Raw genomic sequence first — 25,424 nt, 5'->3', positions numbered from 1 at the left:
GCGTTCAGGGTCGACGTTCAGTCTTTCCCAGCGACGTCTAGCACATTGCTTGAGTGTCTGTTCAGCGCAGGGGGAAGGGAGATGGAGCTAGTCTGGGCTAACCATGACTTTTTGATTGCAAGACGACCGTATGCAGGGTTTCCCATTTTGCTTTGGGACTCAATGAAGAGTTGCACCCCAGTCAACCAGTTCTTTCGTTGCTATCTGATTCGAGGGGATATCAGATCCAAACGGTCTTGGCCCAGCACCGGACGTGCGCTTTACGACTTCTTCAGTTTTCTCCAAGCTCAGGAGCTTGACTGGCGCGATGTGGATCGAGGTGAGGCCAAGAGTCTTATCGCGGCCTATCGAGGCTATTGCCTAGACGACTGCAAGCTGGCACCGAACACGACACGCCAGCGGTTGATCTACATCTGCGCGTTTTACAGCTATGCACTGGACCAAGGTTGGGTGTCACGTTTGCCTTTCGCCTATGAAGAACGCGTCGTAAAGCGCAAAGCAAGCTTCCTTGCGCATATCGATGCCAGTGGCGGGAAGGCTCTAGCAAATGATGCTCTGCCACGAGCACATAGGGCGCCCCCCAAGTTTCTGCGCAAAGCTGAGATTAAGCTGCTTTTGGAGCAAGCAAACAATCCACATCACCTAATGATGATGCGTCTGGCGCTTCATACCGGTCTACGTCGCGAGGAAATTGCCTCCTTCCCCATTACCTGTATTTTTGACCCAGATAAGGCAGGACGAACCGAGCGCAATCTTCGCGTTCTACTCAACCCGCTCGACGGCAGCGGAATGGCGACAAAGGGCAGCAAGCCGCGAACTCTTTACATCAGCCGTCGGTTCATGGGGGATCTCCATCGCTATGTGACGAAAGTACGCGGCGAGCGTGCGTCGCTCAGCAAGACTCCGCAACAGGCGCTGTTCCTTAATAAGGCAGGGGAGCCCTACCGTGACAGCGGCAAAGGACTCAACCGTATTATCAGTGATGCTGGCAAGCGGGCAGGAATCGCTGTCCACACTCACATGCTCCGACATACCTATGCCACCCATACCCTCGTAAGCCTTCAGCGCAACACAGAAAGCGGGGTGGAACCTTTGGTATTTCTGCAGCGGCAGCTTGGACACAGCTCAATTCAAACAACAATGGTTTACCTGCATCTTGTTAACGAAATGGCTGATGAAGCGGTGTTGGCATTCGACGATGAACTAACCGAGCTGGTGGAGGCGGCCTGATGGGTAAGCGAAAGATATTTACGAAGACAGACATCAGCATCCCTCAAGTCGAGCATTATCATGACACCGAAGGAAATGTCGTTATTCTCCCTGATGTCATCCCCCCGATAGATACGGCGGTCAAGTTCGCGCGTAGCGCCTCCGCCACTCGGAGCTTCGAGTTTTCCCGATGGTATAACGCCGGTATCGACTCTATTACCTATGCCTGCCAGCGACAGGTTGAGCGCTTCCTCGTTGACCAGGATAGCCAAGTCGAGGTCAGCACAGTGACCAGTTATTGCACCAACGGGATGCGCAATTTTCTTGAGTACTGCGTACTACGCTCGACAGCTTTCGCGCGTGAACTGACTATGGCTGATATTAACCGGGACTTGATTGACGGTTACCTTAGCTACCTGGGAAATTTGGGAGGAGAAACGACCACTCAAAAATCCCGCTACACGCATACGAAACCTGTACTGCTAGCACTTGGTCGACGTGGGCTCTTCCCCCTAATATCTTCGGGCGACGCGGCAACCTTCCCGAATAATCCGTTCCCCAATAGCAACCGCAAGACGAAAGGTGAGACTGCATTATCTCAGGGAGAGAGGAAAGTTTTCACGGTGGCGCTCCGTAAGGCGATCGAGCCACTCTGGGTTGACGACGCACCTGTCACCGGAGAATTGCTAGCTCTCGCGCTACTGGTAGTGGCGCTGCACACGGGCCGCAATACTACACCGTTGTTGGAAATGTCCCGCGACTGCCTACGCAGGCACCCTAAGGACAATCTGACCTTCTTGGTTTTATGGAAGCGACGCGGTCATAACTCCAGCAAGGTGGCACTACGTACCTTATCGGATGACGATAGGCTTCTCGAATCAACACCGACTGTGAGAGCTAATGTAGAGCGCCTAATCCGTCGAGTAATGGCACTGACAGCGTCACTGGACGCAGAAATCCCGGAGGAGTTAAAGGGCCGAGTATGGTTATACCGCGACGGCAATACTGGTCGCGCAACGGCGCTGGACAAACAGCAGTTGTTTACAGCGACAAATCGTCTCGTAACTGAGTACCAACTGGCCGATGCCAACGGGAAACCTCTACGTATCAACGTCTCACGCCTGCGTAAGACCTTTGCTAACAGAATTTTCGAGCTGACTGGCGGGGATTTAGCTATCACAGCGGCTGCGCTGGGCAATACGCTGCATGTAGCCGATCAACATTATCTAGCTCCCGGCGAGAATGCCCGCCGAAACTGGCAATTTATGGGCGAGATACTGGTCGAGGAGTTGTTGACCCGAACCATAGGTGCAACCTACTGGGATACGCCCACCGGCCTTTGCACTGAACCCGTGAACGGCCAATATGCACCAAAGCGCGAGGGCGCCCTTTGCATGAATTTCATCAACTGTGTGCGCTGTAAGCACTACGCGGTAACTGCTAAGGATTTGTACAAGCTTTTCAGCTTTTACTGGCGAGTGTTCACCGAACGCTCGCGTATAGGAAAGCGGCGCTGGGAGCGCGACTACGCCCATATCCCTCGTTTAATCGATGGCTACATTGTTGCTGAAGGTCTACGCCGTGGCGCCTTCAAGGTTGCGGACGTAGAGGCCGCCCGTGAGCGTGCACGCACTGCCCCACATCCGTTTTGGTCGGCTGATCTGATCGATAGCCTGGAGATTTTTGCATGATCAGCGCTACTACCGCCCTATCTGCACCTGACGTTACCTCCCATCCTGGTGACGTGCGTGTACTATCCGAAGCCGAACGCGACGCGCTGGTAATTTCGGCTACTCAGGTCGACGGTCATTGGATCATCCTCAGCCGATTCAAAGACAATATCTGGCATACAGACGGTTTTTCAACCAACGCGGGCGCAAGCCGGAAGCTCCTGAAGTTTGAGATCATACCTCCAGCCTTTCGATTGATTATGAAGGAGATGATGTACAGGTACCTACGGCGTGGACGTAGAGGGAAGGGACGCCCTAAAGGCCAAATGGCATTAAAATTCCTGTATCAAGCTGCGCTGTTTTTGAATCACTTAGAAACATTAAAAGTGGACCGCTTGAGCTCGGTAACCCCCATGGTTTGCGCGACATATGTCGATGTGTGCAAGGCGTATCGGCAACCGTATCGCTCTAAGGGAAAACCGTTATCTGGACGCGGACTTCAGGACCGCTTTACAGCTGTCGAAGCTATTCATGAGCTGAGCCAATACACTCACGATTCAATGCCACAGCATCCTTGGATCGAGACGTCCTCTATGGCAATGGCGGGGCTTGTCGGTAACGGGGCTCCTCGCACGCAGGCGGGCAAAACACCGCTCATACCCGACGATATCTTCTGTACCCTTTTTGAACGAGCCTGTCAGCTGGTAGAGCAGGGAAATAGCTTGCTCGACCTTCGCGACGCGCTAAATGCAAAAACGGGGCAGCTCAAGGGCTTGGGTAAAACTGCTATTAGTCGAAAGAAGCAGCGCGATCTCAAAGACCTTGGTTGGGAGGCTGGTTTGATTGCATACACCTCGGCGTTGAAAGAGCTGCGAACCGCCTGCTATATCATTCTGGCTAGTACCTCAGGCTGTCGCAACCATGAGCTCGCTAACGTGCAATCGGGCGCACACCTACGTACGGAGGACGAGGATGGCACCATATACCATTGGATGCGCTCAAGATCGGACAAGACGGATACAGGGAAACATGACTGGATGATACCCGAGCTTGGCGTTCGAGTCCTACGGATGATGGAGCGGTGGAGCGCTCCATACCAAGCCAAAATCACTGCCGAGATCGAGCTGAGGCGTCGGGCCAACCCACACGATCCCCAGATCACAGAAGCGCAAAAACATCGTCGCGCGTTGTTTCTCGGGACTGGCAGTAAAGTGCGTACCCTAACCGGTTTCACTTGGGCAGCAAACCTCAAATCCTTCGCTATAAACTGTGGACTGACCTGGAATCTTAACAGTCACCAATTTCGCCGAAAATTTGCAAACTACGCTGCCCACAGCCGCTTCGGTGACTTGCGTTACCTCAAAGAACATTTCGCGCACTGGACGTTGGACATGAGCCTTGGCTACGCCATGGATGATAGCTGGGGAAAACACCTGGATCTTGAGCTGTACGACGACATCGAGATGGAGCTGGAAAATATAAAAATTGGTGTCGTCGGTGAATGGCTGAACGACGAGGCTCTGGCTGGTGGTTATGGGAGCGCGCTCAAGCACTGGCAGCGGGAACCACAGAATCTGAATCTTTTTAAAGACCATGCTGCGATGCTGAAGTCCATTGCCGAAAGCACTGCGATTCGCAGCAACGGCCATGCTTGGTGCACCGCAGACGACAATGGTTGCATCGGTAATACACTTGAACGCTCCCGTTGCGGCGACAACTGCAGCAACGCAGTCATCGGTCGCATCCATCTGCCTATCTACCAGCGACTTTATGATGATCAGAAAGGGTTGAAGAACTGCACTGACATCGGTGAGGCAGGCCGCCAACGGGTTCAGCGCGATATGGATCGCTATCGCGAAGTACTCGTCAAACTGGGGATAGATTCGGAGGCCCTGATCGCATGAAGTCCAAGGACAAGGTTGCGAACTACAAATCCGCTGAAGCCCGTGAAAAGGATTTGAGGCTAGCTCTCTATCGTATCCAGAAGGGACGTGCTCATACCGGTGAAACCAAAGTAACTATTGCGGCGGTAGCTCGCGAAGCAGGAATATCTACGGCACTGATCCACAATCATTACCCAAAGATTGCAGAGGCCGTCCGCGAAGCTCAGGGGCGCTCAAGTCGAGCCGCCCGTGATGTTAAGCATCAGGATTTGATCGCCGAGCGCAAAAAGTCCGCAGAACACCGTCAAGAAATAGAGGAACTGCGGGCCAAAGTCGCTGCATTAGCGTCCATCAACGAAGTCTTACTGGATGAGATTCGGGTGCTCAAGGCCAAGGCTAGCGACAGTAAGGTGGTGGACTTACCGTCCAAAAAGACTCTTGGGTAGGCGGATTCCTCCGCAAGTCTCGGCCGATTCACACACGTAAATCTCGCTCTGCTGAGAAAATAACCTCAGTCACCTTGAGTCCGTTGTGATCCTCCAGGCGCGAAACCCCATAAGACGCTCCACCTTCAACCTTATAGACGTAATCCTCCATCGTCCCGGTTTCATCCTCAACAATACTGACCTCGACGAGCCGTTCCATCAGCCAACCCTCCTCTCCTCTGAGATGGCCGGGCGACATTAGGTGCGCTTGGCCGAGCCATGAGCGCTCGTTCAGCTCCAAAAGCATCTGTTGAAGTATCGGAACCGTTGGGACCATCAGCATGCTGCCCACGATCTCATCCCCATAATCTCGCACCAGTTCGATGTAGAACCACGGATGGTGCATCTCCAGCTCAACAAATTTCCACCGGTGGGCACCCGCTTCACGGAAAACGTCCGCTGACCCCGATTCGGCATGACTATATGTTTTGAACATCGAAAAACCCTCGAAATATTAACAATAGTTAATGGAGGTGTGACGTTCAAGACGGCTTCATCATTCCTTTTGCAGGAATGAAAAAAAATGGAGCTGAAACAGGCGTTTGGCAAGGCAATAAGGCAGATGAGGAAGTCACGTCATCTCACCCAGGAAGCCTTCGGTGGCAACAGCAGTCAGACCTATCTGAGCCAATTAGAAGGTGGGGGGAAAGGTCCTACTCTGGAAATGGTTCATGCTCTCGCCTCGACCATGGACGTTCATCCGTTGACAATTCTGATGCAATGCTACCTTTTGATGGAGGATGGAGCCACGCTGGACTCAGTAGTCGAACGTATTCGTAGCGAGCTCAGCGAAGGCCCGGCGAGCTGAGGAGCTGTACGTGAACATTCCAGACAGATCCTGGAATTGAGTAGGTTCCAAGCACCCCAAATCAGCCCATCGACTACTAATACTACTGGCCCGGCTGGGCATCTGCCCCCTCGCAGTGACTGGCAACGACGAATCCTTCTGGCTCTTCAGTCGCACTATCTAATACGCTGTGGCAGGCTATGCTGCCCGGTAGCCAAACAATACGAGTCCGATTTGAACGTCCTGGGATGGTCTGCGAGGAAATGCGATGAAGGGTCGGCGGAAGGCACCAAGCCACAAGTGGCTTTTAAAATTTCAATTTGAAGCCGAGGCACGCGATCTGCTTCGGAGCCGGTCGGATAGACAAGGAAGACTGCTAGACATTGCCCTACGATGCGGCAGAGAGGCTGAGCCTGTTGGCAGACTGGCAGGCTAAGTGGCATCCTTAGCGCGGCCTCATCTCCAAATGTCATCCTGGTATAACGCGGTGGTCACACTGCTGCCGCGAAGCGGAGATCTGTCTAAACAACAGTCTAAGCGTGAATTTGAGTCAGGCAAGAAGCTACATTGGTGGACTCAATATGCGTCTCTGAGGCATACCTAATGAACGAACTCCAGATTGTAGCTTTTTGCCCTAACTCGCTCCTCAAGTGCTGGAGCCTAGCCCACCGGTGCTTTGAGGGACGGCACGAGCAAATTTTGGTGACAGCCACGCGTGTGCTCGGGACTCGCGAGTCTGCAGAGCATTGGCTCATCACCCCAGCACGTGGTTTAGACTACCGAGTGCCATGCCGCATGCTTTCAACGCAGTCGGGGTATGAACATGTGGATACGCTTTTGAGGCAGCTTGAGTACGGCATTTACGTCTAGACTGGCTACCCCTGCGGTGCTCCGCAGACATCTCCCGTCTTGTGCTCTACCACCGCAACCAACTCAATGACTCGGCAGAAATCCCTTCTCTGCCAACCACTTCAACGCATCAACCATGATCTCTTCGTTGTTCACGACCTCGGTGAAGCCCGCGCGACGGATCTTGTTCATGTCCGAAATCATGTCGAATTCGGTATTGAAGATGAAGTCACCGAACGGCCACCCCACCAGCTTTTCATAAGGCAATGTGTTTAGCTCATGCTCAGTTGCCAGTCGCTCCCAGTCATTGGCTTTTCCGGGCATGTGCTTGGCGAGGGAAAATGGCTGAGGCGTAGCGACCTCCATATTTAGCGCTTCGGCGATCTTGATCCAGATGCGTTCCCAGCGAAACGGCTCGCCTACCAGGTTGAAGGCTTCGTTACGGGCTGTTGGTGCGAGCGCGGCCCACAAGCTCGCGCGTGCCAGCCAATGCGCGTCGGTGAGTTGAGCGACGACTTCTCGGTACGTGCGCATGGAGCCAGGGAAACGCAGTGGCACACCTGCCTGTTTGCTCAGCGCTGCGAAGACACCGATGACCATTGCGATGTTCATCGGGTTGCCGGCGATGTCGCCCACCACCACATCGGGCCTGAGAATGCTCCAGTCCAGGCCGTCGCTGATCTGCCTTTCTCTGAGCAAATCCTCTTGGGCGTAGTAGAAGTTGGCAGCCACATGCCGTGGGTCGTCTTCATAGAAAGGTGCGACGCTGGCTCCCAGGTGAACGCCATAGACTTTGGCGCCCTGGTAATGCACAACCCGCTGCAACGGAGCACCGTTGGCCTTGAGTCCATCCAGTACGTTGCGGAGCATCACAGTGTTGATTTCGGACTCGCGCGCCAAATCAGGATCGGTCTGCAACGCCGCGTAGAACACATGGGTGGTATCGGATGCAGCTTCGAGCGCTTGTCGGGTTGCGTCTGCATCGCTCAGGTCACAATCGATCGCCTCGACGCCCGGCAAATTCGTTTTACGCAATGCCCGTACAGTCCAGTCAGGTGCGCTGAACAGAGTTTCGACCAATGCGCTGCCAATGATTCCGCTGGAACCCACAACGAGTGCAACGTGCTTATCGTTCATATCGAAATCCTCATGGTGATCTGGAAAGGCTTGGCGTCAGGCAATGCGACCACCACCATCGACGTGGAGCACGGTGCCGTTGATGAAGCCATTTCCCATCAATGACAGAGCAGCGTCTGCAAGATCATCAGCTTGGCCGACCCGGCCGACGGGAAGACTATCCGCGACGCTTTCGAGAAGGCCTCGACGGTCGTCGTTGCTCAGGAAATCCCACGTTGGGGTGTCGACGACGCCTGGCGAGACGACGTTGACCCGCACCGGTTTGATCTCCAGTGCCAACGTCATGGCGAAACCTTCAAGCGCTGCGTTCAGCGCCGCAACAATCGATGCCCCAGGCGCAGGTCGGTAAGCTGCCAAGCCGGAAAAGAACGTGATTGAGCCATTTTTGGCGATATGAGGAGCGGCGTATTTCGAGGCGTAGAACGGCCCCCAAAACTTGGAGACGAGCATCGATTGCACTTGCTCAGTCGAGAGATCCGCAACAGGCGCGAACGTCAGCTCCGCAGCCGTTGTGACCAAGTGATCAAACGGTCCAATGGCCTCGAATGCGCTTCTGACTGCCGCTTCATCACCAAGATCAAATGCTTTGTAACTCGCAGAATCACCCAGTGTGACTGCAACGTTGCCGAGCTTGGCGGCATTACGACCGCCGATGACGACTTTCCCACCAGAGGAAATCACCTTCTTGGCCAGTGCCAGGCCCATGCCGGAACCACCACCGAGAATGACTACTTTTTTGCCTTCGAATGACATACAGGGTTCTCCCATTTCTCATGGCTTTTTTGCGCCGCGATATGCGTCCGCTAAAAAAGCTCAAGCGTTAATTGGGACTCAGCGTATGCTTACGAAAAATGACTAGGTAGATCCAGAAAAGAGAAGCAGCTTTGCACTATGGGAAAGCCAAACATACTTGATGGAATACCAGAGTTGGTTGCCACGGTTGAAGGAGGCAGCTTCAGCGCAGCGGCGAAGATTCTGGACTCTTCAGTCGCGAACCTCAGTCGCAAGGTAGGCGCGCTGGAGCGCAGCCTGGGTCAACAGCTGCTGCAGCGCACTGCGCGCGGCTGCGTGCCGACCGAAGCCGGGCAAGCCTTTTACAAGCAATGCCGAGGACTGATGGATGGGATCGAAGAGGCCCACGATGAAGTTCGCCTGGGTCGCTCACAACTCAAGGGGCACATCAAAATCAGCCTGGCGGGGCATTTCGCTGAAACCACGCTCCCCCCGCTATTGGCAGAGTTTGCGCTGGAGTACCCCGGCATTCAGCTATTCATCAACGTCACGGCGCGCAATGTCGATCTGGTCAGCGAAGGCGTCGACATCAGCGTTCGGCTAGGCCCGCTGGCCGACTCGAATCTAATAGCCAGACGACTCATCAATTTTCCCCTGCGCACGCTGATTGCCCCCTCCCTATTGCCATCAGTGTCTGGTTGCAAACATCCCGGAGAGCTGCCCCCAGCGCTCTGCCTCTCATTACTCGGCCGGCGCTGGAGCTATCGAAAAGGCAAAAACGTCCATCACCTGCAACCTGGGGGCCGAATCGGCAGTGATAACGGATTGGCGCTCGTGGCGGCTGCACAGAGTGGGTTGGGGATCATTCAGGTGCCGAGCTATTACGGTAACGCTGAGGTGCGACGCGGGGATCTGATACCGATCTTCGACGATTGGCAGTCCGAGGATGAATTTGAATTCTTCCTGGTGTTTCCCCCAACTCGATACATCCCGGAGCGGGTGCGTGCTCTAGCCGATTTCCTGCAGAAACGCCTGCAGTAAAAAGCCGATAACCGAGAACAGCTCTCATTGAAAAGCCGATACATAGGATGTTAGGATCTATTGCAGCTACCGACACCTCAAGGTCCCTTCGTGAACGAGTCAATGCAGCAACATTACCGTGGAGTACTGGAAGCTCTCGGTGAGAACCCGGAACGCGAGGGATTGCTCGACACACCTGAACGCGCGGCAAAAGCCATGCGTTATCTCTGCCATGGCTACGAACAGACCCTGGACGAGATCGTCAACGGTGCGCTATTCAACGCCACAACCGACGAGATGGTCATTGTTCGCGACATCGAGTTGTACTCGCTCTGCGAACACCACCTGCTGCCCTTCATCGGCAAAGCGCACGTTGCGTACATCCCCACCGGGAAAGTGCTTGGGCTGTCCAAGGTCGCCCGCATCGTAGATATGTTCGCAAGGCGCCTTCAAATTCAGGAAAACCTCACTCGCCAGATCGCGGATGCGATTCGTGAAGTGACGGATGCAGACGGCGTAGGTGTCGTGATCGAGGCTCAGCACATGTGCATGATGATGCGTGGTGTTCAGAAGCAGAACTCGATGATGCAGACCTCAGTCATGCTGGGCTCTTTTCGGGCTTCAGATGTTGTACGCCAGGAATTTCTTCAGTTGATCCGCAGGAGCTGACATCGTGAGCGACGTAACGTCAGGGTTGGCCAGAATCGAAATCAACAACTTGAGCATGCGCGGCTACATCGGCGTGCTTGAGGACGAAATGCTCTACAAGCAAGATTTGCGGATCAGTCTGACCCTCATGTACGACGCCATCGAGGCGATGGAGAACAATGATATCGATGCGGCTGTCGACTATCAGAAGGTCGTGGACGCACTAATGCCTCACGTGGAAAACGAGCGATTCGCTTTGCTGGAGCGGTTAGCTCAGGAGCTGCTCGGGAAGGTCATGGAATTCCAGGCGATTGTGTACGCCAAGATCAAGGTCGAACACCTGCTAGCGCTGAGGTTCACCGAATCCGTCTCAGTGACACTGACCTCGCGGCGATCGACAAACCGGCCTGTGTATAATAAAAAAGATGGGATCTCAGGATCTATTGCTTTAGTCGAGAATGAACCAAACCATGGCAAAACTAGGTCAAACCCCCGTCCCGCGTCTCTCGCTGGTTGAGTCCACCATTGAAACCATCCGCTCGCTGATCGATCAGCGCGTGTGGAAGATAGGTGAGTGCATTCCTAAAGAAGCGGAGCTCGCTGAGCAATTCGCTGTCGGTCGAAATACCGTGCGTGAAGCGATCCGCGTGCTTTCGCACTCGGGCATGCTGGAGGTTCGCCAAGGCGATGGCACGTATGTACGTCGGGAGCTGGACCCTGCGCAAACCGTCAGCAAGCTGAACCGCTCAGGGTTGCGGGATCACATTGAACTGCAATGCCTGCTGGAGTCCGAGGCTGCCCGATTCGCGGCAAGGCGTCGTACCCCTGAAGACATAGCTCGTCTGAAAGCCGCCCTTGATGTTCGCGGTGAGTACACGAGCGAAAGCATTCTCGACGAGTTTCTGGATCTGGACCGCGACTTCCATGTCGCGATCGCAACCGCTTCGCACAACGATGCCCTGCAAGCGTTGTACGCCTACTTCAACGCCTCCATTCACAGTCATACCAAAAGCATCTTCTCGGACGCGGACCTTCCAGAGCCAAGTCTCGCCGATCACCATGCCATTCTTGATGCGATCGTTGCGGGTGACGAAGAAGCTGCTGCCTCGTCAGCCCGCAACATGCTTGCGCCCTTGATTGAGAAGCTCGACGAGTTGCTGGGCACCCGTCCGGGGAATGCCAAGTGGATGAACCGAATCGGCGCTACCTTTTGGAAGTGACCATCACATAAACCATTTGAAGATGATGTTGGGGGAGATGCGCTCGTAGCGATCCCCTCCGATGTCGTAATGGTGAGTCTCCACCCTGACGCCCAACTGAAACGACCCGGCCTTGTCGACATGCCAGAGCACTTCAGGCCGCGTGAAATACTCCGTGCCGTTGTGGTCCGTGCCGTTGATTAATGACAGCAAGGTGAAGTTGAACTGCTGCCCCGCAATCTCCCATGGCTTTGAAATTAGATAGGAGCGCCAGAGCCAGTTGGGGTCGTTGTAGTTGGTGGTACGCCGCAGCAGACCGGATTCGAAATACACGAAACCAGGCACATCGAAGTTGAGCGAAAGGCCGTAGTTTCTTGAACGGAAATCGGCATAGCTGGCATCTTCCCAGCGCGCGATCAGCGACACATCCGTCACCGGTCCGTATGCAAACGATTTGCCCGTCATCTTGCCCAGGCTCAGCCTCGGGTTCGCCACCAGCAGGTTCTGAGAGCTTTTCCCCGAACCGCCAGAAGCAGCGCCTTCGCCCCCGACGTCATCGCCTTTGTACACCTCTGCGTCCAGATAGATATCGCCGTACTTGAAAGTACTGAAGTGCTCAAACTGGTAAGTCGTCAGGTTCTTGTCCGACGTACCGGTACCGAGAATGGGGTCAGCCTTTGAATTGCCCGTGGCCATGACACTGAGCACGTTGAAATTGAATTCAGGATAGTCAGCCGCGTACGAAGAAACGGGGAAACCGCACAGCACTGCAGCAGGGATGATTACTTTTTTCATGGTCTATCTCGATTGTTGTTTTTATGGAGACACACAGCTACGCCGCACGCAGACGAGATCAGCGAGCTTTGGGCAAAGGGGTTTCAAGACCCTGATCGTGGGATCAGTGCCGGTTTAACTGACGGATTGAATCAAGGCGCCCGAAGGCGCCCCGTATCAGGAGTGCGCAGCTGCCCTTGAGGTTTTCTGGGCAGGCATGCGGTGGATGACAGCTCTCGGAGGCTGGATCTCGAAAGAGCTCTTGTGGATCGCGCCGTCCTTCATGACCAACGCAATTTTTTCAGGGTTCTGCAGGACCCGGATGTCTGCCAGCGGATTACCGGTAACCAGCATCAAGTCTGCGAGGAAACCTTCCTTGATCTGGCCCAGCTCACCACCTTGCATCATGATCTGGCCACCGTAACGGGTAGCGGCAATCAAGGCCTCCATGTTGGTCATGCCCAGATAGGTGGTGAAATATTCGAGGTCCATGGCGTTGGTGCCGTGAGGCATCCAGGCAAATCCATAGTCACCACCGGGCAGCACTCGAATACCACGCTTGTGCATCTTTTGCAGGGTTTCACAGGCGGCTTCCAGCTCGCGCTTATAGCCCATTTTTTCTGCGATCGCTGGGGTGATCCCATACTCGGATGCGTTGTAGGTGGTGCGAATCAACCAGGCCAGGCCTGGCGCAACGAAGTGCTTTTCCTTGTTGGCTTCGAGCATGTCCAACGCTTCTTCGTCCGCGAAGCTTGCGTGGTAGATCATGTCGATGCCGTAACGCACGCATTGCTTGACCGACTCCGCCGAACGCGCGTGTGCAGCGACGCGCTTACCGAAGCGCTTGGCTTCGGAAACCAGCATGGCAATCTCTTCCTCGGAAAACGGCGAAGTCTCCGCAGCGATACCGGCAATGTACTCGCCGGAGAGGTTGATCTTCAGGTGGTCGACCCCGTACTTGATGAAGGTACGAACTGTCTTGCGGATCTCCTCGGGACCGCAGCACAGAGAACCGAAGTTCAGCTCAGGGAATGGCAAGTGCGGGAGCGTGTTATCGCCCAATGCGCCAATAGTGGAGACCTCCTGACTACCGGCGAGGTAACGCGGCCCTGGAAACTGACCCGCATTGATGGCGTTACGCAGAACAACATCAAGACGGGCCTTGGCGGCTGCCGCACCAATGCACGACGTCCATCCCATATCGAGATAGCGCTTGGCGACACCAACACACCAGAGGATGTGCTCTTCCGGCGGCATCATCTGAATGGCTGCCAGCGAAGGTTGGTCATTCCAGGAAAAGTGGGTGTGAGCCTCGGTCATGCCGGGCATCAAAAACGCACCCTTACCATCGATGGTTTTGGCATCGAGGTCGTGAAGCTTGGCAGTGCCCCGGACAATACGTTTGATGCGATTGTCCTCAACCAGCACGCTGCCTTTGTAAGGCTTGTCACCGCTTGCGTCGAAAATGGTGACATTCGTGAATGCAATCTTATTGTTATGCATCTGAATTCTCCGAAATCTTTATCAGGGTTACACAGGGCCGAAGCGATTGGCGGCTGTAGAAACTCTCCTGCTTAAATAATGGCGGTCAGGCTCAGGCGAAGCCCAGCCGCCATGAAGATCACGCTATCGATGAATAGAACTGTTTGAGCTCGACCATGCACTGCACGGGCTTTTCAAAGGTCGTCCAGTGCCCGCACGCGTCAAACGTCACCATGCGGCCGTTGGATAGGCGCTCAGTGAACGCTTTCACGGCTGCAACAGGCGCGACGCCATCTTGATCCCCAGTCACCAGAAGGACAGGTGCTGTGATTTTTTCGACGGCCGCCGGCTGGGCTTTCGACAGTGCCTCACAACTCTGACTGTAGCCCTCTGCGGGTTGACGCATGATGCATTCGCGTACCAAAGCGACCACGGCAGGCTGACCGTCTTTGGTTTGCTGTGCCGTAGCGCCTTTGACGATCGCATCGGCAATTTCCTGCATCGCTTCAACACCGCCGCTGCGGGCTAGGTCGGCACGGGCCTGGATGCCCGGGCGGCCCGCATCCGGCGGAGCCAGCAACGGACCGAACAGCGCCAGACTGCTGACCCGTTGTGGATGCCGAGCAGCAAAGTGTGCCGCGACGATGGTGCCCATGGAGTGCGCGACCACATGAACCTTGTCGACACCCAGGGCTTCCAAAACCTGCTCGGCAGTCTGCACGTACAGCTCGATGGAAAGCGCCGTATTGCCCAGAGCAGAGCGACCGCTGCCCGGCAGGTCGAAACGAATGACCTTGAAACCTTCAAAGGCCGGCAGAACAGAGGTCCAGGTATTAGAGGAGCCGCCCAAGCCATGAATACACAGCAGTGGGGTGCCCTCCCCTGAAACCTCGACGGCAATGCCGTTCAGGAGTTGGGTAGTCACTCTGCCACCTCATTCTCTAGAGCGCCGATACCGGCAACTTCGATACGAACCACATCACCCGACTGCAGGAAGCGTGGAGGCGTGAAACCAATGCCGACACCCATAGGAGTACCGGTCACGATCACGTCGCCTGGCTTGAGTTCGATGCCAGCGGAGATGGTCTCGATCAGGTGAGGGATCCCGAAAATCAGCTGGCCGATGTTGGAGTTCTGACGCAGTTCGCCATTGACCCAGCACTGGATGGTGGCATCAGCAACGTTGATTTCGTCAGCAGTGGCAATCCATGGGCCCATCGGTGCGAAGCCATCGAGCGATTTGCCGAGGAACCATTGACGGTGGTTTTTCTGCAGGTCGCGGGCGGTCATGTCGTTGACGATGGTGTAGCCGAACACATGCGCGTAGGCATCGACCTTGGAGATGCCACGACCACCTTTGCCGATGATCACGGCAAATTCAGCTTCGTAGTCGAGCTGGTCGGTGACATCAGCGTGACGCGGGATTTTGTCATTGGTGGCAATGACGGTGTCTGGGGTCTTGGTGAAGACGACCGGGAATTCAGGGGCGATCTCGCCGTCTTTGGCGCTGTGGTCGAAACCGGACTTGCTGAACTCTGCAGCATGCTCGTGATAGTTTTTGCCGACACAGAACATGTTGCGGCGCGGCAGCAGCGGCGCCTTGAGGGTGACGTCTTCCAGGGATTGGCCTTCACCGCTTGGCACCAGGTCAGACTTCAGCTGATCCCACTGTAGTACCAATTGGTTCATGTCGCCCGAGAAGCCGGAAATCAGGTCGGAAACAGGCCAGAAGCGTTCGGTTTCGCTGTTCACGACTACAACAGACAGTTCGCCGGCAGCGTTTTGAATGGTTGCGAGTTTCATTGTTATTGGTCCTCTTACGGTCTATTTTTGGTTCAACTGAAACCGAATATAGGACCACAAAAGAACCAATGCAACCATTTTTTTGCAGCATTAGACCAATTGGTATACCTTTCACTCTCATACACCCATAACCCTCCCAACAGAAAGGCTTTCAGCGTGAGTGAAGCAGTGGCTCAAAAGTCCGTTCGTGCAGATGGCGCACGGAGCTTGGCCAAATACCTAGTCGAAGAGATCGAAAGCGGCCGGCTCGCGGCGGGCCAGAAGCTGCCTGCCGAAAGAGAGCTGAGCGAATCCTTTCAGGCGTCCAGGGGCTCCGTCAGGCGCGTGCTTTCCAACCTCAAGGAAATGGGGCTGATCACTCAAACGGTAGGCAGTGGTACGTTCGTCGCCGATAACGTGCGCCTTGTTGTGCCTGTCGTTGAACACCGCTCCTCGACCGTCCAGACGAGCCCGGCCGAGCTGATGGAGGCGCGCCTTCTGATCGAAACTCAGATGCCGAGCCTGATCGTTCGCTATGCCACGGGCGCTGACTTCGAAAAGATGGACGAGTGCATTACGCGATCTGAAGCGGCCTCCACTATCGAGGAGTTCGAGCATTGGGACGGCGCCCTCCATCAGGCTTTCGCAGAAGCAACCCATAACAGTTTTTTCCTGAAAATCCTTGAGCTCACTACGCAGATTCGCGAAGAAGGCGAATGGGGTCGCCTGAAAAAGAACTCATTGACCCCGGAACGGCGCAGTCAGTACGAAGAGCAGCACCGCTCAATCGTCGATGCCCTACGTGACCGCGATGAAAAGCTCTCACGTGAACTGATCGAAGCTCACTTGATTCAGGTCCAGCGCAACCTTTTCGGGCGCAACTAGACCCGATTTATCACCCGAGACAGTTCGGTGCCTGCTTGGTGATCTGCACGTCATGCACGTGCGATTCCTGCAGCCCGGCACCGGTGATACGCACGAACTCGGCCTTCTCATGTAACTGGGCAATCGATGCGCAGCCGGTGTAACCCATGGATGAACGCAGCCCACCCAGCAGCTGATGGACGATGGCCGACAATGCGCCCTTGTAAGGCACACGGCCCTCGATACCTTCGGGCACGAGCTTGTCCGCGTTCTGGGTGCTGTCCTGGAAGTAGCGATCCTTGGAGCCTTGCTGCATTGCGCCAAGCGACCCCATGCCTCGATAGCTCTTGTAGCTGCGGCCCTGGAACAACTCGGTCTCCCCAGGCGCTTCTTCCGTGCCGGCGAACAACCCACCGAGCATTACCGTATGAGCACCTGCGGCCAGTGCTTTGGCTATATCACCCGAGAAACGAATGCCCCCGTCAGCAATGAGAGGCACACCTGAGCCGACCAACGCTTCAGCGATGTTGGCTACTGCCGAAATCTGCAAAACACCCACTCCAGTGACCACGCGAGTGGTGCAGATGGAGCCAGGCCCAATTCCGACCTTCACAGCATCCGCTCCAGCCTCAACCAGGGCGAGCGCGGCTTCTGGTGTAGCGATATTTCCCGCAATGACCTGTGCATCGGGATAGTGAGTCTTGATCCAGCGTACGCGATCAATTACCCCTTTCGAATGACCATGAGCCGTGTCGACCACGATGGCATCAGCGCCTGCCTTGATCAGTGCATCGACACGCTCGTCAGTATCTGCCCCCACTCCAACAGCTGCGCCAACGCGCAAACGCCCAAAAGCGTCTCGACATGCCATCGGGTGCTCAGTGGACTTCAAGATATCTTTCACTGTAATCAGCCCCGTCAGCGTGTAGCTGTCATCCACGACGAGAACCCGCTCCAGACGATGTTGATGCATGAGTGCCTTGGCGATCGCAACACTGGTCCCATCGGTCACAGTCACAAGCCTGCTCTTCGGGGTCATGATCGATGACACCGGACCATCAATCTCGGAAGCAAAACGCAGGTCCCTGTTGGTCACCACACCCACCAGCTGATGATCCTGATCGACTACCGGGAAACCCGAAATCTGGTACTCGGCCGCTAACGCGATAACTGTCCGGATAGGCTGCTCAGCGGTAACGGTCAAGGGATCGCGAACAACGCCAGACTCGTAGCGTTTGACCTTGGCGACTTCCAGAGCCTGTAGTGCAACGCTCATGTTTTTGTGAATGAAACCGATGCCACCTTCCTGGGCTAGAGCAATCGCAAGGCGCGACTCTGTCACCGTATCCATGGCGGCCGCAGTCAGCGGGATATTCAGGCTGATCGTACGCGTCAGCTGGCTGGTCAGGTTGGCATCCTTCGGGAGGATTTCCGAATAACCTGGTACGAGCAGCACGTCATCAAAAGCCAGGACGTCTTGTTTGATTTTCATGGTTCAGCCTCTCAGCTCGGTCAACGACCAATAGAAATAGAATGGGGTAAATCATTCGGTCACGGTCTGACCTCGCCCAGTGACGCGACTTCACGACGAATCAGGAAAGACAGCACCAACAAAACGCCGACGCACAGCGCGTAGAACACCGACCAGCTCAGATACGTCAGAGCCGGAGGCACCGCCATCAGGGTTACCGTTGTCAGCAAGCGGCTGCTGCCGCACAACACGGCGTAGTCGGTCGCAGATTGAGCTTTGCTGGACCACTTGAGGATCAGGGCGTAGATGATCACCGACAGGGCGCTGCTGGCCATTCCCTGCAAAAGCGCCCAGTGCATGACTGCCGAAGAGGACTTGTCAGCAATGCTGAACACCGTTCCGGCCGCTGCCAAGGCCGAAATTGCGACCAGCAGCGCCAGTGATTTCACCGGGGCCATTCGCGACAGAAACGGCGCGACAACGAGCGCCGCCAAGGTGTTGGCAATCGGTGCTAGTGTCCCCAGCCCCCAGCCGATATCACTGAGCGGAACCCCCATCTCAACTAAGATCGGTCGCTGAAAAAGATCAGCGAGATAGTGGCGGTGGTGATGAGCGAAAGCAGGACGATCTGTCGTAGAGCGCCCGGCCGACTGAATGTGATCCAAAGGCTGGGCCGAGCACGCGTAATGGCACGCGGGTGATCGGCGCGGGTCAGGGCTAGCACAGGAAACAGTGTCAGGATCGGTAAGCCCGCTGTTAGCAGGAACGTGCCCGACCATCCAAGGCGGTCAAAAGAACCGACCAGCACTCCACCGCCGATCAGACCGCCAAATGCCAGGGCAGCTACTTTCAGGCCCGCCGCAATCGCTCTGTAGTTGGGGCCGATGATGTCCACAGCCAACGCATCCAGGGCCAGATCCATTGTTGCCACGGCAAAACACACCGCCAGCCCCAATGCGAACAGAACCTGGGCCGGATACCCATCTGCGAATGCAATAACGACCAAAAGCGCCGAACTGATGCATTGGGACAGGGCAATCCAGCCGATCCGATAGCTCAGCCAGGGCAAAGGTTTCCCATCAATCAACGGAGCCCACAGAAAGGTCAGACCAAATGGAACGTAAAGCGCCCCATCGACGCCAGATCGACACCTCGGAACATCAGAATCGGTGGCACGCCGTATTCGAGCAGGCCGAAACAAACGCCGAAAGAAACGTAAAGCAGGCCTACCGCAAACAGCACCCAGAACGATCTGAATGCCCGATGAGGCTCTTGTGCTTGCGCGTCTGACTGGGGGTGATTCAAGGCATTCATTTCGTCATCACCATGAATATTTCAGGCTGGCCAGCGTTGTGCGTTCGGCCCCGTAGAAGCAGCCTCCGGCCGAGAAGCAGGATGCGACGTAGTGTTTGTCGTTGAGGTTGTTGACGTTGACTGCTACCGACCAGCCCTTCAAAGCGGGGGACGCTTTGTTCAGGTCATAACGCACTGCCGCGTCCACCAGCGTGTAGGCGTCTACCGAAAGATCGTTGCTGGTGTCGCCGTAGGATTTACCGATGTGACGCAATCCGATTCCGGAGGTCAGCCCGTCGAAGGTGCCTCTGAAGGCGTAGTCCACCCAGGCCGATGCCTGACTCAGGGGCACCGAGACCGGACGATTACCCTCGTTGGACTTTGTCGTGTCCTTGGTGACCTCAGGGTCGAGGATGGAGTAGCCCGCCAACAGGCTGATCTGGTCCGTCAGGTTGGCCCGACCTTCGAGCTCTGCGCCGCGTACACGCACCTCACCGGTCTGTAAGTAGTAGAAGGCGTTATCCGGATCCGTGGTACGAACGTTTTCCTGCTTGATCTGGAAGGCCGACAACGTGATGAAGCTGTCCCAACCCACTGGCTGGTATTTGATGCCGACTTCGTATTGCTCGCCCTTGGTCGGCTTGAACGCCTGGCCTTGGGCATCGGTGCCAACCACTGGCTCGAACGAGTTCGAAAAGCTGGCATAAGGGGAGATGCCATTATCGAAGGCATACACCACTCCGATACGCCCGGTCAGTGCCTGATCGGATTGGTGGCTGTGGGTATCGGCAACTTTGTCCTCAGTCCGCGTTTTCGCCCAGTCCTGACGCAAGCCGGCAAGGAATGTCCATTTATCCCATTTGATCTGGTCCTTCAGATAAAGCCCCGTTTGCTCGGGCTTTTGCACCGTGTGGCTGGTCAGAGCGGGTAACGCGACCGATTGGGCATACACGGGGTTCACATAGTTGATACCCGCCACATCGTATGAGCGACCGAAGCGCATGCTCGATTGGGCCCGATCATACTCAAGGCCTATGAGCGCCTTGTGCTGGAACGGTCCAGTATCAAAGTTCGCCTCCAGCTGGTTATCCACGCTGAAGGTTTGCTGCTTCTCGATGCTGTGGTCCGCCAGCCGGTTTAGCTCGCCCGGCGTGGTCGATGAATAGGGATTCACGTAATTGACCATGAACCCTTTGTATTCCGAATTCAGATCCATGTAGCGGGTGTTTTGCCTGAACGACCATGTGTCATTGAAGCGGTGGCTGAACTCATATCCGAACAGCGTCTGTTCGCGATCATAGGCATCGACCGATGGTTCGCCCGGATTGAAATGCCGTGAGATCTTGCCAGTGGCGCTGCCTGATACCGATCCCTGCGCAGGCACCCAGCCGGTGTAATAACTCGAAGGGTCTTTCTGATAGCTCGCCAGCAGCGTCAGGGAGGTGTCATCGTTCGGCCGCCACGTCAGGCTCGGAGCCACTGCAACACGCTGCTCCTCAGTGTGATCGATCTGAGTGTCGGCTCTCTTGGTCAGGGCCGTGATGCGATAGCTCCAGACACCTTGATCATCGATCGGGCCAGAATGATCCGTCGCGATTTGCTCACGACCTCGACTGCCAGTCTGCACCTCGACTTCATGTAATGGCGCATCGGTTGGCCGCTTACTGACCATGTTGACGACCCCCCCCGGACTTGCCTGCCCATAGAGAACGGACGAAGGCCCCTTGAGGACATCGATGCGATCGAGCAGGTATGAGTCGACAGCGGGAGTCGCGAGGTACTGGCCCGACTGGAGCGGCAGGCCATCCAACAGCTTTGAAAAATTAGCCAAACCGCCGAACCCGCCGAATCCTCGTATGAACAGGCCGTCGAACAAACCGTCTGCACGGCTATCGGCAAAGACGCCCGGTGTGTACTTAAGGGCCTCAGCCACGGTCTGCGCTTTTTGCTGATCCATCTGGGTACGCCCAACCACCGATATCGATTGAGGGACTTCAGCGATATCAGCATCGGTCTTTGTGCCGGCTGTGGATTGCCGCGCGACTACACCCTCTATTTCATTGTTTTGCGTGACTTGGGGCGCGTCGATCTGGATGTCGTCGAGCACCATCGCACCCGAATCTGGCTGAGACGCCGCAGCTTTGCCGGGTTCCTCTGCCAGGAGTACGCGTGGACTCAATCCCAAAACGAGAGCGAACGAAACCCCGCCGATGAATGTGCACCGGTTTTCCATGTCTTTTTTCCGAGCGGTTGTGGGTGTTGTGTTTGTTAACCGGCAGCCAGGTCGCGATGATCCTGCTCGCCGCGCTTCCAGTAACCAGCGGCGTGGACTCTGCCCAGCTCAAAGCCGCGATCGCGCAACAACTGCGTACGGATGCTTCGAATCACTGAAGCTTCTGCAGCAATCCAGGCGTCGCCGCCGGTTGTTGGAAGCGGGCTGTATCGCAACACTTCGCTGAGGGTCTCTGGCTCTTGGGTAGCAGAGCCATTTCGATAAATCCAGCGCACCCGAACCTTCGGCTGGATCTCAAGGAATTGTCGTTCGGACTCATCTGCCACTTCGGCAAACAAATGGACTTCAAGGTCCGCCGGCAATTGACGGACGATGGCAGCAATCGCCGGCAAGCCTGTTTCATCAGCAGCCATCAACAGCCAGGATCGCGGGGTCACGCCTTTAAAACCGCCTCGAGGACCTGCCAGTTGTAATTCGTCACCCGGTTTTGCAGTCAAAGCCCAGTCGGACATAGGGCCGCCTTCATGCAACGCGATATCGAAGGTCAGCTCTTTATTGATCGTGTCAAAGGTATGGATGGTGAATGCTCGGCCTACGGGCTGCGCAGTCCCGTCAGGCAGAAAAATCTTTACCCACTGCGCCGGCAGATCAGTCTCGAAAGTCTTGAGCGAGTGCCCACCGAGAACGATCCGGCGCACCTGAGGGGTCGGCTTATGAACCGACACGACTCTGACGTTGCGCATTGTCCTGTCGTCCTGAAAAGGCACGACTTGAGACGCGGCCCCCGGCACCTTTCTCCCGGTCTGCAGCGGCGAGCGGGTCTTCATCGCGATCCGCGCCTTGCACAGAGCGGTCCCGCAGCTGTCCACCAGGCTTTTGAGTACCGGCGCCATTTGAGGGTCGGTCCGCTCCGAGGTATTGCTGGATTTGCGCGACGCGTTGCCCAGGGCTGCGAGTAGATTCAGCTCATCTCGAGAGACGAACGGAGACGTCGGCCCGAGCAGGTAGAACTCAGGATCGGCCTTGATAATGGCTGAGACAAGATCTGCAAACACGAATGTCTGCGCCGAGCTCAGACCGATTTCTTCAAGGAAAAAGCCAGCCTGGGCAGGCCAGTTCCCTTCCCAGTTCAACGCCCTGAGAGCCTTGAGAAGGCGCAGTTCGATGGGCGAGCACTGGTTGATGGAAAAGATCATTCTGGCCATGTTCATACCCACAATAAGCCGAGGCGGTCTGCCACGGAGATGTCGCAGCTGTCGCTGCCCAAAAATTGATTGAGCTGCGCAATAGTCGGCAGCAGCATTGCCTTCACGGCCGCAACCGAGGCCTGCTCATCGCCGTAGATGATCGACTCGACCACCCTTACGTGTGCATCGAGGTCCGGATCAAGCAACTGGCCATCAGCAAATATGGCCAGGACATGGCTCCTGATCGACACGCTGAAAGAGCGATACATCGCCTGTAGCGCAAGGTTGTGGGAGGCAATGGCGATCGCCATGTGGAGCTCGCGATCGCGCGAAATGAAGTCGTTCAGATCATCATCTGCGCTGTATTCACCTCTCGCCGCCAGGCGTTCGCGCAGGCGGCGGATGTCATCGATATTCCGGCGGCGCGCAGCCAAGCGGGCAGCTTCCACCTCAAGCACGTAGTGCATCTCCAGATGGTCACGGATGCCGGCACGATTGTGCTGACGCCATTCATCAACAGATTTGCTGGCCTGGCTGACATACATGCCTTCGCCCGGACGGAACTCCAGGAACTGCCAGTTCAGGAGTGTCTGCAGTGCTTGGCGGACGGTATGACGGCTGCCACCGATTTGCTCAAGCAGCTCGGCTTCGGCCGGTAACCGATCACCGGTGCGCAGAGTCTGGTTGGCGATCAGGCCACGGATGACATCAATGGTGGAGGCGATCCATCGACGATTTTTTGCTGGACTGGCAAGAAGAGCTTGCATGGTCATCACCGAGAACGAGTTTAATTGAGGATGATCCTAACATCCTATGTTTAGGTCGGCAATGAGAGGTATTCTTGAATAGTGGAATATTTGGTTTGGCCGACGAATAGCGTTGCGGCTACGTCGGCCGTGAGGGATCAGTAGCTCAAGGCCACGGTGATCGGTGCAGGGTTTCTTTCGCTGTACACCGCCGACTGGTGCCAGTAAGGGTAAATTGGGCGACGAGCGCTGGCTGCGTCGAGACGGGCGATCTGTTCAGCTTCAAGTCGGATTGAGCTTGCAAGCAGGTTATCGCGCAATTGGTCGGCATTCCGAGCTCCCACTACCACGCTACCCACGGATGGTCGGGCAAGAAGCCACGCGAGAGAAAGCTGGGCAATCGAATGCCCTGTTTCCCGGGACAGCATTTCCAGCTCATCAGTGATGGTGTAAAGACGTTCAGGATCCGTTGTCATGCTGGCATCCGTTGCGGCACGACTGCCATCTGGGGCGGCCTTGTAGCGCCCGAGCTTGCCGGTCAATTTCGCGCCTGCCAGCGGGCTCCAGATCAGGTTGCTGACATTCTGGTCCAGCGCGAGGGGCATCAGTTCCCACTCAAGCTCCCTGTCCACCAGTGAGTAGTAAACCTGATGAGAGACAGGCTTGGGCACATTGTGCTGATCCGCAAGGCCCAGCATTTTCATCAGATGCCAGCCTGAAAAGTTGGAAACCCCGTATTGTCCGACCTTGCCATCGCTGATGAGCCGCTGCAGCGCCCAGAGCATTTCCTCTACAGGTGTCTGAGCGTCGAAGGCATGCAGTTGATAAAGGTCGATGTGCTCGGTGCCCAGCCTGCGCAAGCTTGCCTCACACGCCCGGATGATTCGCTCGCCGGAGGTGCCGACATCGCCATCACCGGTACCCATTCGCAAGCCGGTCTTAGTGGCCAACAAGAGCTCGTCACGTCTCCCTGCAATCGCTTTGCCGAGGATCTCTTCGGACAGGCCGCTGGAGTAGGCATCAGCGGTGTCGAACAGGTTACACCCTGCCTCCAGCGCAACGCTCACGAGCTCGGTAGCTTCCTTGGCGTCGGTGTGCCCCCACTTTTTGAAGAAGTCGTTGCCGCCTCCGAAGGTCGCAGTCCCCAGTGCCAGGACAGGCACGACCAAATCACTGTTACCCAAAGATCTGTACTTCATGTTGCTCACCTCAGCTCATGTACCAACCGCCGTTAATGTTTACGGTTTGCCCCGTCATATAGCCGTTGCGTGCGAGGAGGACGACTGTCTCAGCGACTTCATCTGCCTGACCGAAGCGCCCCACAGGTAAAAGATCAGGTCGAATATTCGGGTTGCCGCGAATCATGTCCGTCTCGATCAGCGCGGGCGCGACGGCGTTCGCTGTCACGCCTTCTTTGGCGAGCATATGGGCGTAGCTGTGGACCAGCCCGATCATGCCTGCCTTGCTCGCAGCGTAATGAGGGCCTATTACGCCACCCAACTGGGCAGCGACCGAGGACAGCATGATCAGGCGCCCCCATTTGGCCTTTCGCATGGCAGGAAGGACCGCCTGACTGACCAGGAACGTCGAGGTCAGATTTGCCGTCATGACCTGATTCCAGTCTGCCTCAGTGATCTGATCGAGGGGCTGGATACGGGTCATGCCGGCGTTGTTGACCAGAATGCTGATGGCCCCCAGCGTCTCCTGGACCTGCTCCACCATTTGCGCGACCTGATCAGCCTGGGTGACATCAGCCAGGACAACGCATGCCCGACGCCCCAGCGCTGCTATTTCAGCAACGACCTGATTGGCTTCATCGATCGATTTAACGCAGTTGACCGCAACATCGCACCCCGCACGCGCAAGACTCAGCGCCGTTTCCCGGCCAATCCCACGCGAAGCGCCCGTGACCAATGCAACCTTATTTTCGAGGCTGTCCATTGAGTGAACTCCTTTGATTGAGAATGAGGCCA

General features: G+C 55.9%; 27 protein-coding genes. 11 read left to right on the top strand and 16 right to left on the bottom strand.

Going from position 1 to position 25,424, the window contains the following annotated elements; translation table 11 throughout:
• Positions 1-81 precede the first annotated feature (81 nt).
• From B3N48_RS04540 to B3N48_RS04525, 4 genes are read left to right on the top strand one after another with little or no spacing between them, the layout of a single operon-like run.
• Complete coding sequence (locus tag B3N48_RS04540) at positions 82-1,230, top strand: tyrosine-type recombinase/integrase (RefSeq protein ID WP_296180005.1); 1,149 nt, start codon at positions 82-84, stop codon at positions 1,228-1,230.
• On the top strand, positions 1,230-2,900 hold the full coding sequence (locus B3N48_RS04535) for a hypothetical protein (protein WP_296180004.1): 1,671 nt from the start codon (positions 1,230-1,232) through the stop codon (positions 2,898-2,900). The genes B3N48_RS04540 and B3N48_RS04535 overlap by 1 nt, the downstream gene beginning before the upstream one ends.
• Positions 2,897-4,783 carry an integrase gene (locus B3N48_RS04530; protein ID WP_296180003.1) on the top strand — a complete coding sequence of 629 codons (1,887 nt, stop codon included), beginning with the start codon at positions 2,897-2,899 and terminating at the stop codon, positions 4,781-4,783. The genes B3N48_RS04535 and B3N48_RS04530 overlap by 4 nt, the downstream gene beginning before the upstream one ends.
• On the top strand, positions 4,780-5,208 hold the full coding sequence (locus B3N48_RS04525; protein WP_296180002.1) for a TetR family transcriptional regulator: 429 nt from the start codon (positions 4,780-4,782) through the stop codon (positions 5,206-5,208). The genes B3N48_RS04530 and B3N48_RS04525 overlap by 4 nt, the downstream gene beginning before the upstream one ends.
• Positions 5,209-5,236: 28 nt before the next feature.
• Here B3N48_RS04525 and B3N48_RS04520 read toward each other — a convergent pair whose 3' ends face one another.
• Positions 5,237-5,683 (bottom strand): hypothetical protein, encoded by a 447-nt coding sequence (locus tag B3N48_RS04520; protein WP_296180001.1) that lies wholly within the window; start codon positions 5,681-5,683, stop codon positions 5,237-5,239.
• A gap of 87 nt (positions 5,684-5,770) precedes the next feature.
• On the opposite strand from B3N48_RS04520, the gene B3N48_RS04515 reads away from it, so the two are divergent.
• Positions 5,771-6,055, top strand: coding sequence for a helix-turn-helix domain-containing protein (locus tag B3N48_RS04515; protein WP_296180000.1), 285 nt, complete (start codon positions 5,771-5,773; stop codon positions 6,053-6,055).
• A 582-nt stretch (positions 6,056-6,637) separates the two neighbouring features.
• A complete protein-coding gene (locus tag B3N48_RS26800) occupies positions 6,638-6,904 on the top strand; it encodes an antitoxin Xre/MbcA/ParS toxin-binding domain-containing protein (RefSeq protein WP_414704194.1) in 267 nt (88 codons plus the stop codon).
• A gap of 63 nt (positions 6,905-6,967) precedes the next feature.
• Here B3N48_RS26800 and B3N48_RS04510 read toward each other — a convergent pair whose 3' ends face one another.
• Together B3N48_RS04510 and B3N48_RS04505 are read right to left on the bottom strand one after the other, a co-directional pair.
• Positions 6,968-8,020 carry an SDR family oxidoreductase gene (locus tag B3N48_RS04510; RefSeq protein ID WP_296179999.1) on the bottom strand — a complete coding sequence of 351 codons (1,053 nt, stop codon included), beginning with the start codon at positions 8,018-8,020 and terminating at the stop codon, positions 6,968-6,970.
• 36 nt (positions 8,021-8,056) lie between these two features.
• On the bottom strand, positions 8,057-8,773 hold the full coding sequence (locus tag B3N48_RS04505) for an SDR family oxidoreductase (RefSeq protein ID WP_296179998.1): 717 nt from the start codon (positions 8,771-8,773) through the stop codon (positions 8,057-8,059).
• A gap of 174 nt (positions 8,774-8,947) precedes the next feature.
• On the opposite strand from B3N48_RS04505, the gene B3N48_RS04500 reads away from it, so the two are divergent.
• From B3N48_RS04500 to B3N48_RS04485, 4 genes are all read left to right on the top strand, one after another.
• Positions 8,948-9,793 carry a LysR family transcriptional regulator gene (locus B3N48_RS04500; RefSeq protein ID WP_296179997.1) on the top strand — a complete coding sequence of 282 codons (846 nt, stop codon included), beginning with the start codon at positions 8,948-8,950 and terminating at the stop codon, positions 9,791-9,793.
• A gap of 102 nt (positions 9,794-9,895) precedes the next feature.
• Positions 9,896-10,441 (top strand): GTP cyclohydrolase I FolE, encoded by a 546-nt coding sequence (gene folE, locus B3N48_RS04495; RefSeq protein ID WP_414704204.1) that lies wholly within the window; start codon positions 9,896-9,898, stop codon positions 10,439-10,441.
• Between the two features lie 4 nt (positions 10,442-10,445).
• On the top strand, positions 10,446-10,937 hold the full coding sequence (locus B3N48_RS04490) for a FolB domain-containing protein (protein WP_349677019.1): 492 nt from the start codon (positions 10,446-10,448) through the stop codon (positions 10,935-10,937).
• Complete coding sequence (locus B3N48_RS04485; protein ID WP_296179995.1) at positions 10,891-11,640, top strand: FadR/GntR family transcriptional regulator; 750 nt, start codon at positions 10,891-10,893, stop codon at positions 11,638-11,640. Before B3N48_RS04490 ends, B3N48_RS04485 begins: the two co-directional genes overlap by 47 nt.
• 3 nt (positions 11,641-11,643) lie before the next feature.
• On the opposite strand, the gene B3N48_RS04480 is transcribed toward B3N48_RS04485, so the two are convergent.
• The 4 genes from B3N48_RS04480 to B3N48_RS04465 all read right to left on the bottom strand — a co-directional run bounded on the left by B3N48_RS04480 (position 11,644) and on the right by B3N48_RS04465 (position 15,678).
• Positions 11,644-12,414, bottom strand: coding sequence for a hypothetical protein (locus B3N48_RS04480; RefSeq protein WP_296179994.1), 771 nt, complete (start codon positions 12,412-12,414; stop codon positions 11,644-11,646).
• A 156-nt stretch (positions 12,415-12,570) separates the two neighbouring features.
• On the bottom strand, positions 12,571-13,896 hold the full coding sequence (locus B3N48_RS04475) for a metal-dependent hydrolase family protein (protein ID WP_248097946.1): 1,326 nt from the start codon (positions 13,894-13,896) through the stop codon (positions 12,571-12,573).
• A 118-nt stretch (positions 13,897-14,014) separates the two neighbouring features.
• Positions 14,015-14,800 (bottom strand): alpha/beta fold hydrolase, encoded by a 786-nt coding sequence (locus B3N48_RS04470; RefSeq protein WP_296179989.1) that lies wholly within the window; start codon positions 14,798-14,800, stop codon positions 14,015-14,017.
• On the bottom strand, positions 14,797-15,678 hold the full coding sequence (locus B3N48_RS04465; RefSeq protein ID WP_296179986.1) for a fumarylacetoacetate hydrolase family protein: 882 nt from the start codon (positions 15,676-15,678) through the stop codon (positions 14,797-14,799). The genes B3N48_RS04470 and B3N48_RS04465 overlap by 4 nt, the downstream gene beginning before the upstream one ends.
• Before the next feature lie 27 nt (positions 15,679-15,705).
• Here B3N48_RS04465 and B3N48_RS04460 point away from each other — a divergent pair, with 27 nt between their 5' ends.
• Positions 15,706-16,542, top strand: coding sequence for a FadR/GntR family transcriptional regulator (locus B3N48_RS04460; protein WP_296179984.1), 837 nt, complete (start codon positions 15,706-15,708; stop codon positions 16,540-16,542).
• A gap of 10 nt (positions 16,543-16,552) precedes the next feature.
• Here the strand turns inward: B3N48_RS04460 and guaB are convergent, their stop codons facing one another.
• The 9 genes from guaB to B3N48_RS04415 form a co-directional block, all read right to left on the bottom strand.
• A complete protein-coding gene (guaB, locus tag B3N48_RS04455) occupies positions 16,553-18,013 on the bottom strand; it encodes an IMP dehydrogenase (protein ID WP_296179982.1) in 1,461 nt (486 codons plus the stop codon).
• 59 nt (positions 18,014-18,072) lie between these two features.
• Positions 18,073-18,549, bottom strand: a complete 477-nt coding sequence (locus B3N48_RS04450) for an MFS transporter (RefSeq protein WP_296179980.1) — start codon at positions 18,547-18,549, stop codon at positions 18,073-18,075.
• A 5-nt stretch (positions 18,550-18,554) separates the two neighbouring features.
• The gene (locus B3N48_RS04445) at positions 18,555-19,079 is read right to left on the bottom strand and encodes a hypothetical protein (protein WP_296179979.1); all 525 of its coding nucleotides are present in this window, start codon (positions 19,077-19,079) and stop codon (positions 18,555-18,557) included.
• A gap of 17 nt (positions 19,080-19,096) precedes the next feature.
• A complete protein-coding gene (locus B3N48_RS04440; RefSeq protein ID WP_296179976.1) occupies positions 19,097-19,306 on the bottom strand; it encodes a hypothetical protein in 210 nt (69 codons plus the stop codon).
• Positions 19,307-19,313: 7 nt separating this feature from the next.
• On the bottom strand, positions 19,314-21,518 hold the full coding sequence (locus B3N48_RS04435; RefSeq protein ID WP_296179973.1) for a TonB-dependent siderophore receptor: 2,205 nt from the start codon (positions 21,516-21,518) through the stop codon (positions 19,314-19,316).
• Positions 21,519-21,553: 35 nt separating this feature from the next.
• The gene (locus B3N48_RS04430) at positions 21,554-22,723 is read right to left on the bottom strand and encodes a siderophore-interacting protein (RefSeq protein ID WP_296179972.1); all 1,170 of its coding nucleotides are present in this window, start codon (positions 22,721-22,723) and stop codon (positions 21,554-21,556) included.
• Between the two features lie 2 nt (positions 22,724-22,725).
• On the bottom strand, positions 22,726-23,472 hold the full coding sequence (locus B3N48_RS04425; protein ID WP_296179970.1) for a FadR/GntR family transcriptional regulator: 747 nt from the start codon (positions 23,470-23,472) through the stop codon (positions 22,726-22,728).
• Positions 23,473-23,609: 137 nt separating this feature from the next.
• Positions 23,610-24,650, bottom strand: a complete 1,041-nt coding sequence (locus B3N48_RS04420; RefSeq protein ID WP_296181583.1) for an aldo/keto reductase — start codon at positions 24,648-24,650, stop codon at positions 23,610-23,612.
• 10 nt (positions 24,651-24,660) lie between these two features.
• Positions 24,661-25,392 (bottom strand): 3-oxoacyl-ACP reductase family protein, encoded by a 732-nt coding sequence (locus B3N48_RS04415; protein WP_296179967.1) that lies wholly within the window; start codon positions 25,390-25,392, stop codon positions 24,661-24,663.
• Between the last annotated feature and the right edge of the window lie 32 nt (positions 25,393-25,424).

The organism is Pseudomonas sp. UBA1879, from assembly GCF_002338065.1.
Classification (GTDB): Bacteria; Pseudomonadota; Gammaproteobacteria; order Pseudomonadales; family Pseudomonadaceae; genus Aquipseudomonas.
This window is presented reverse-complemented; position numbering and strand designations above follow the sequence as displayed.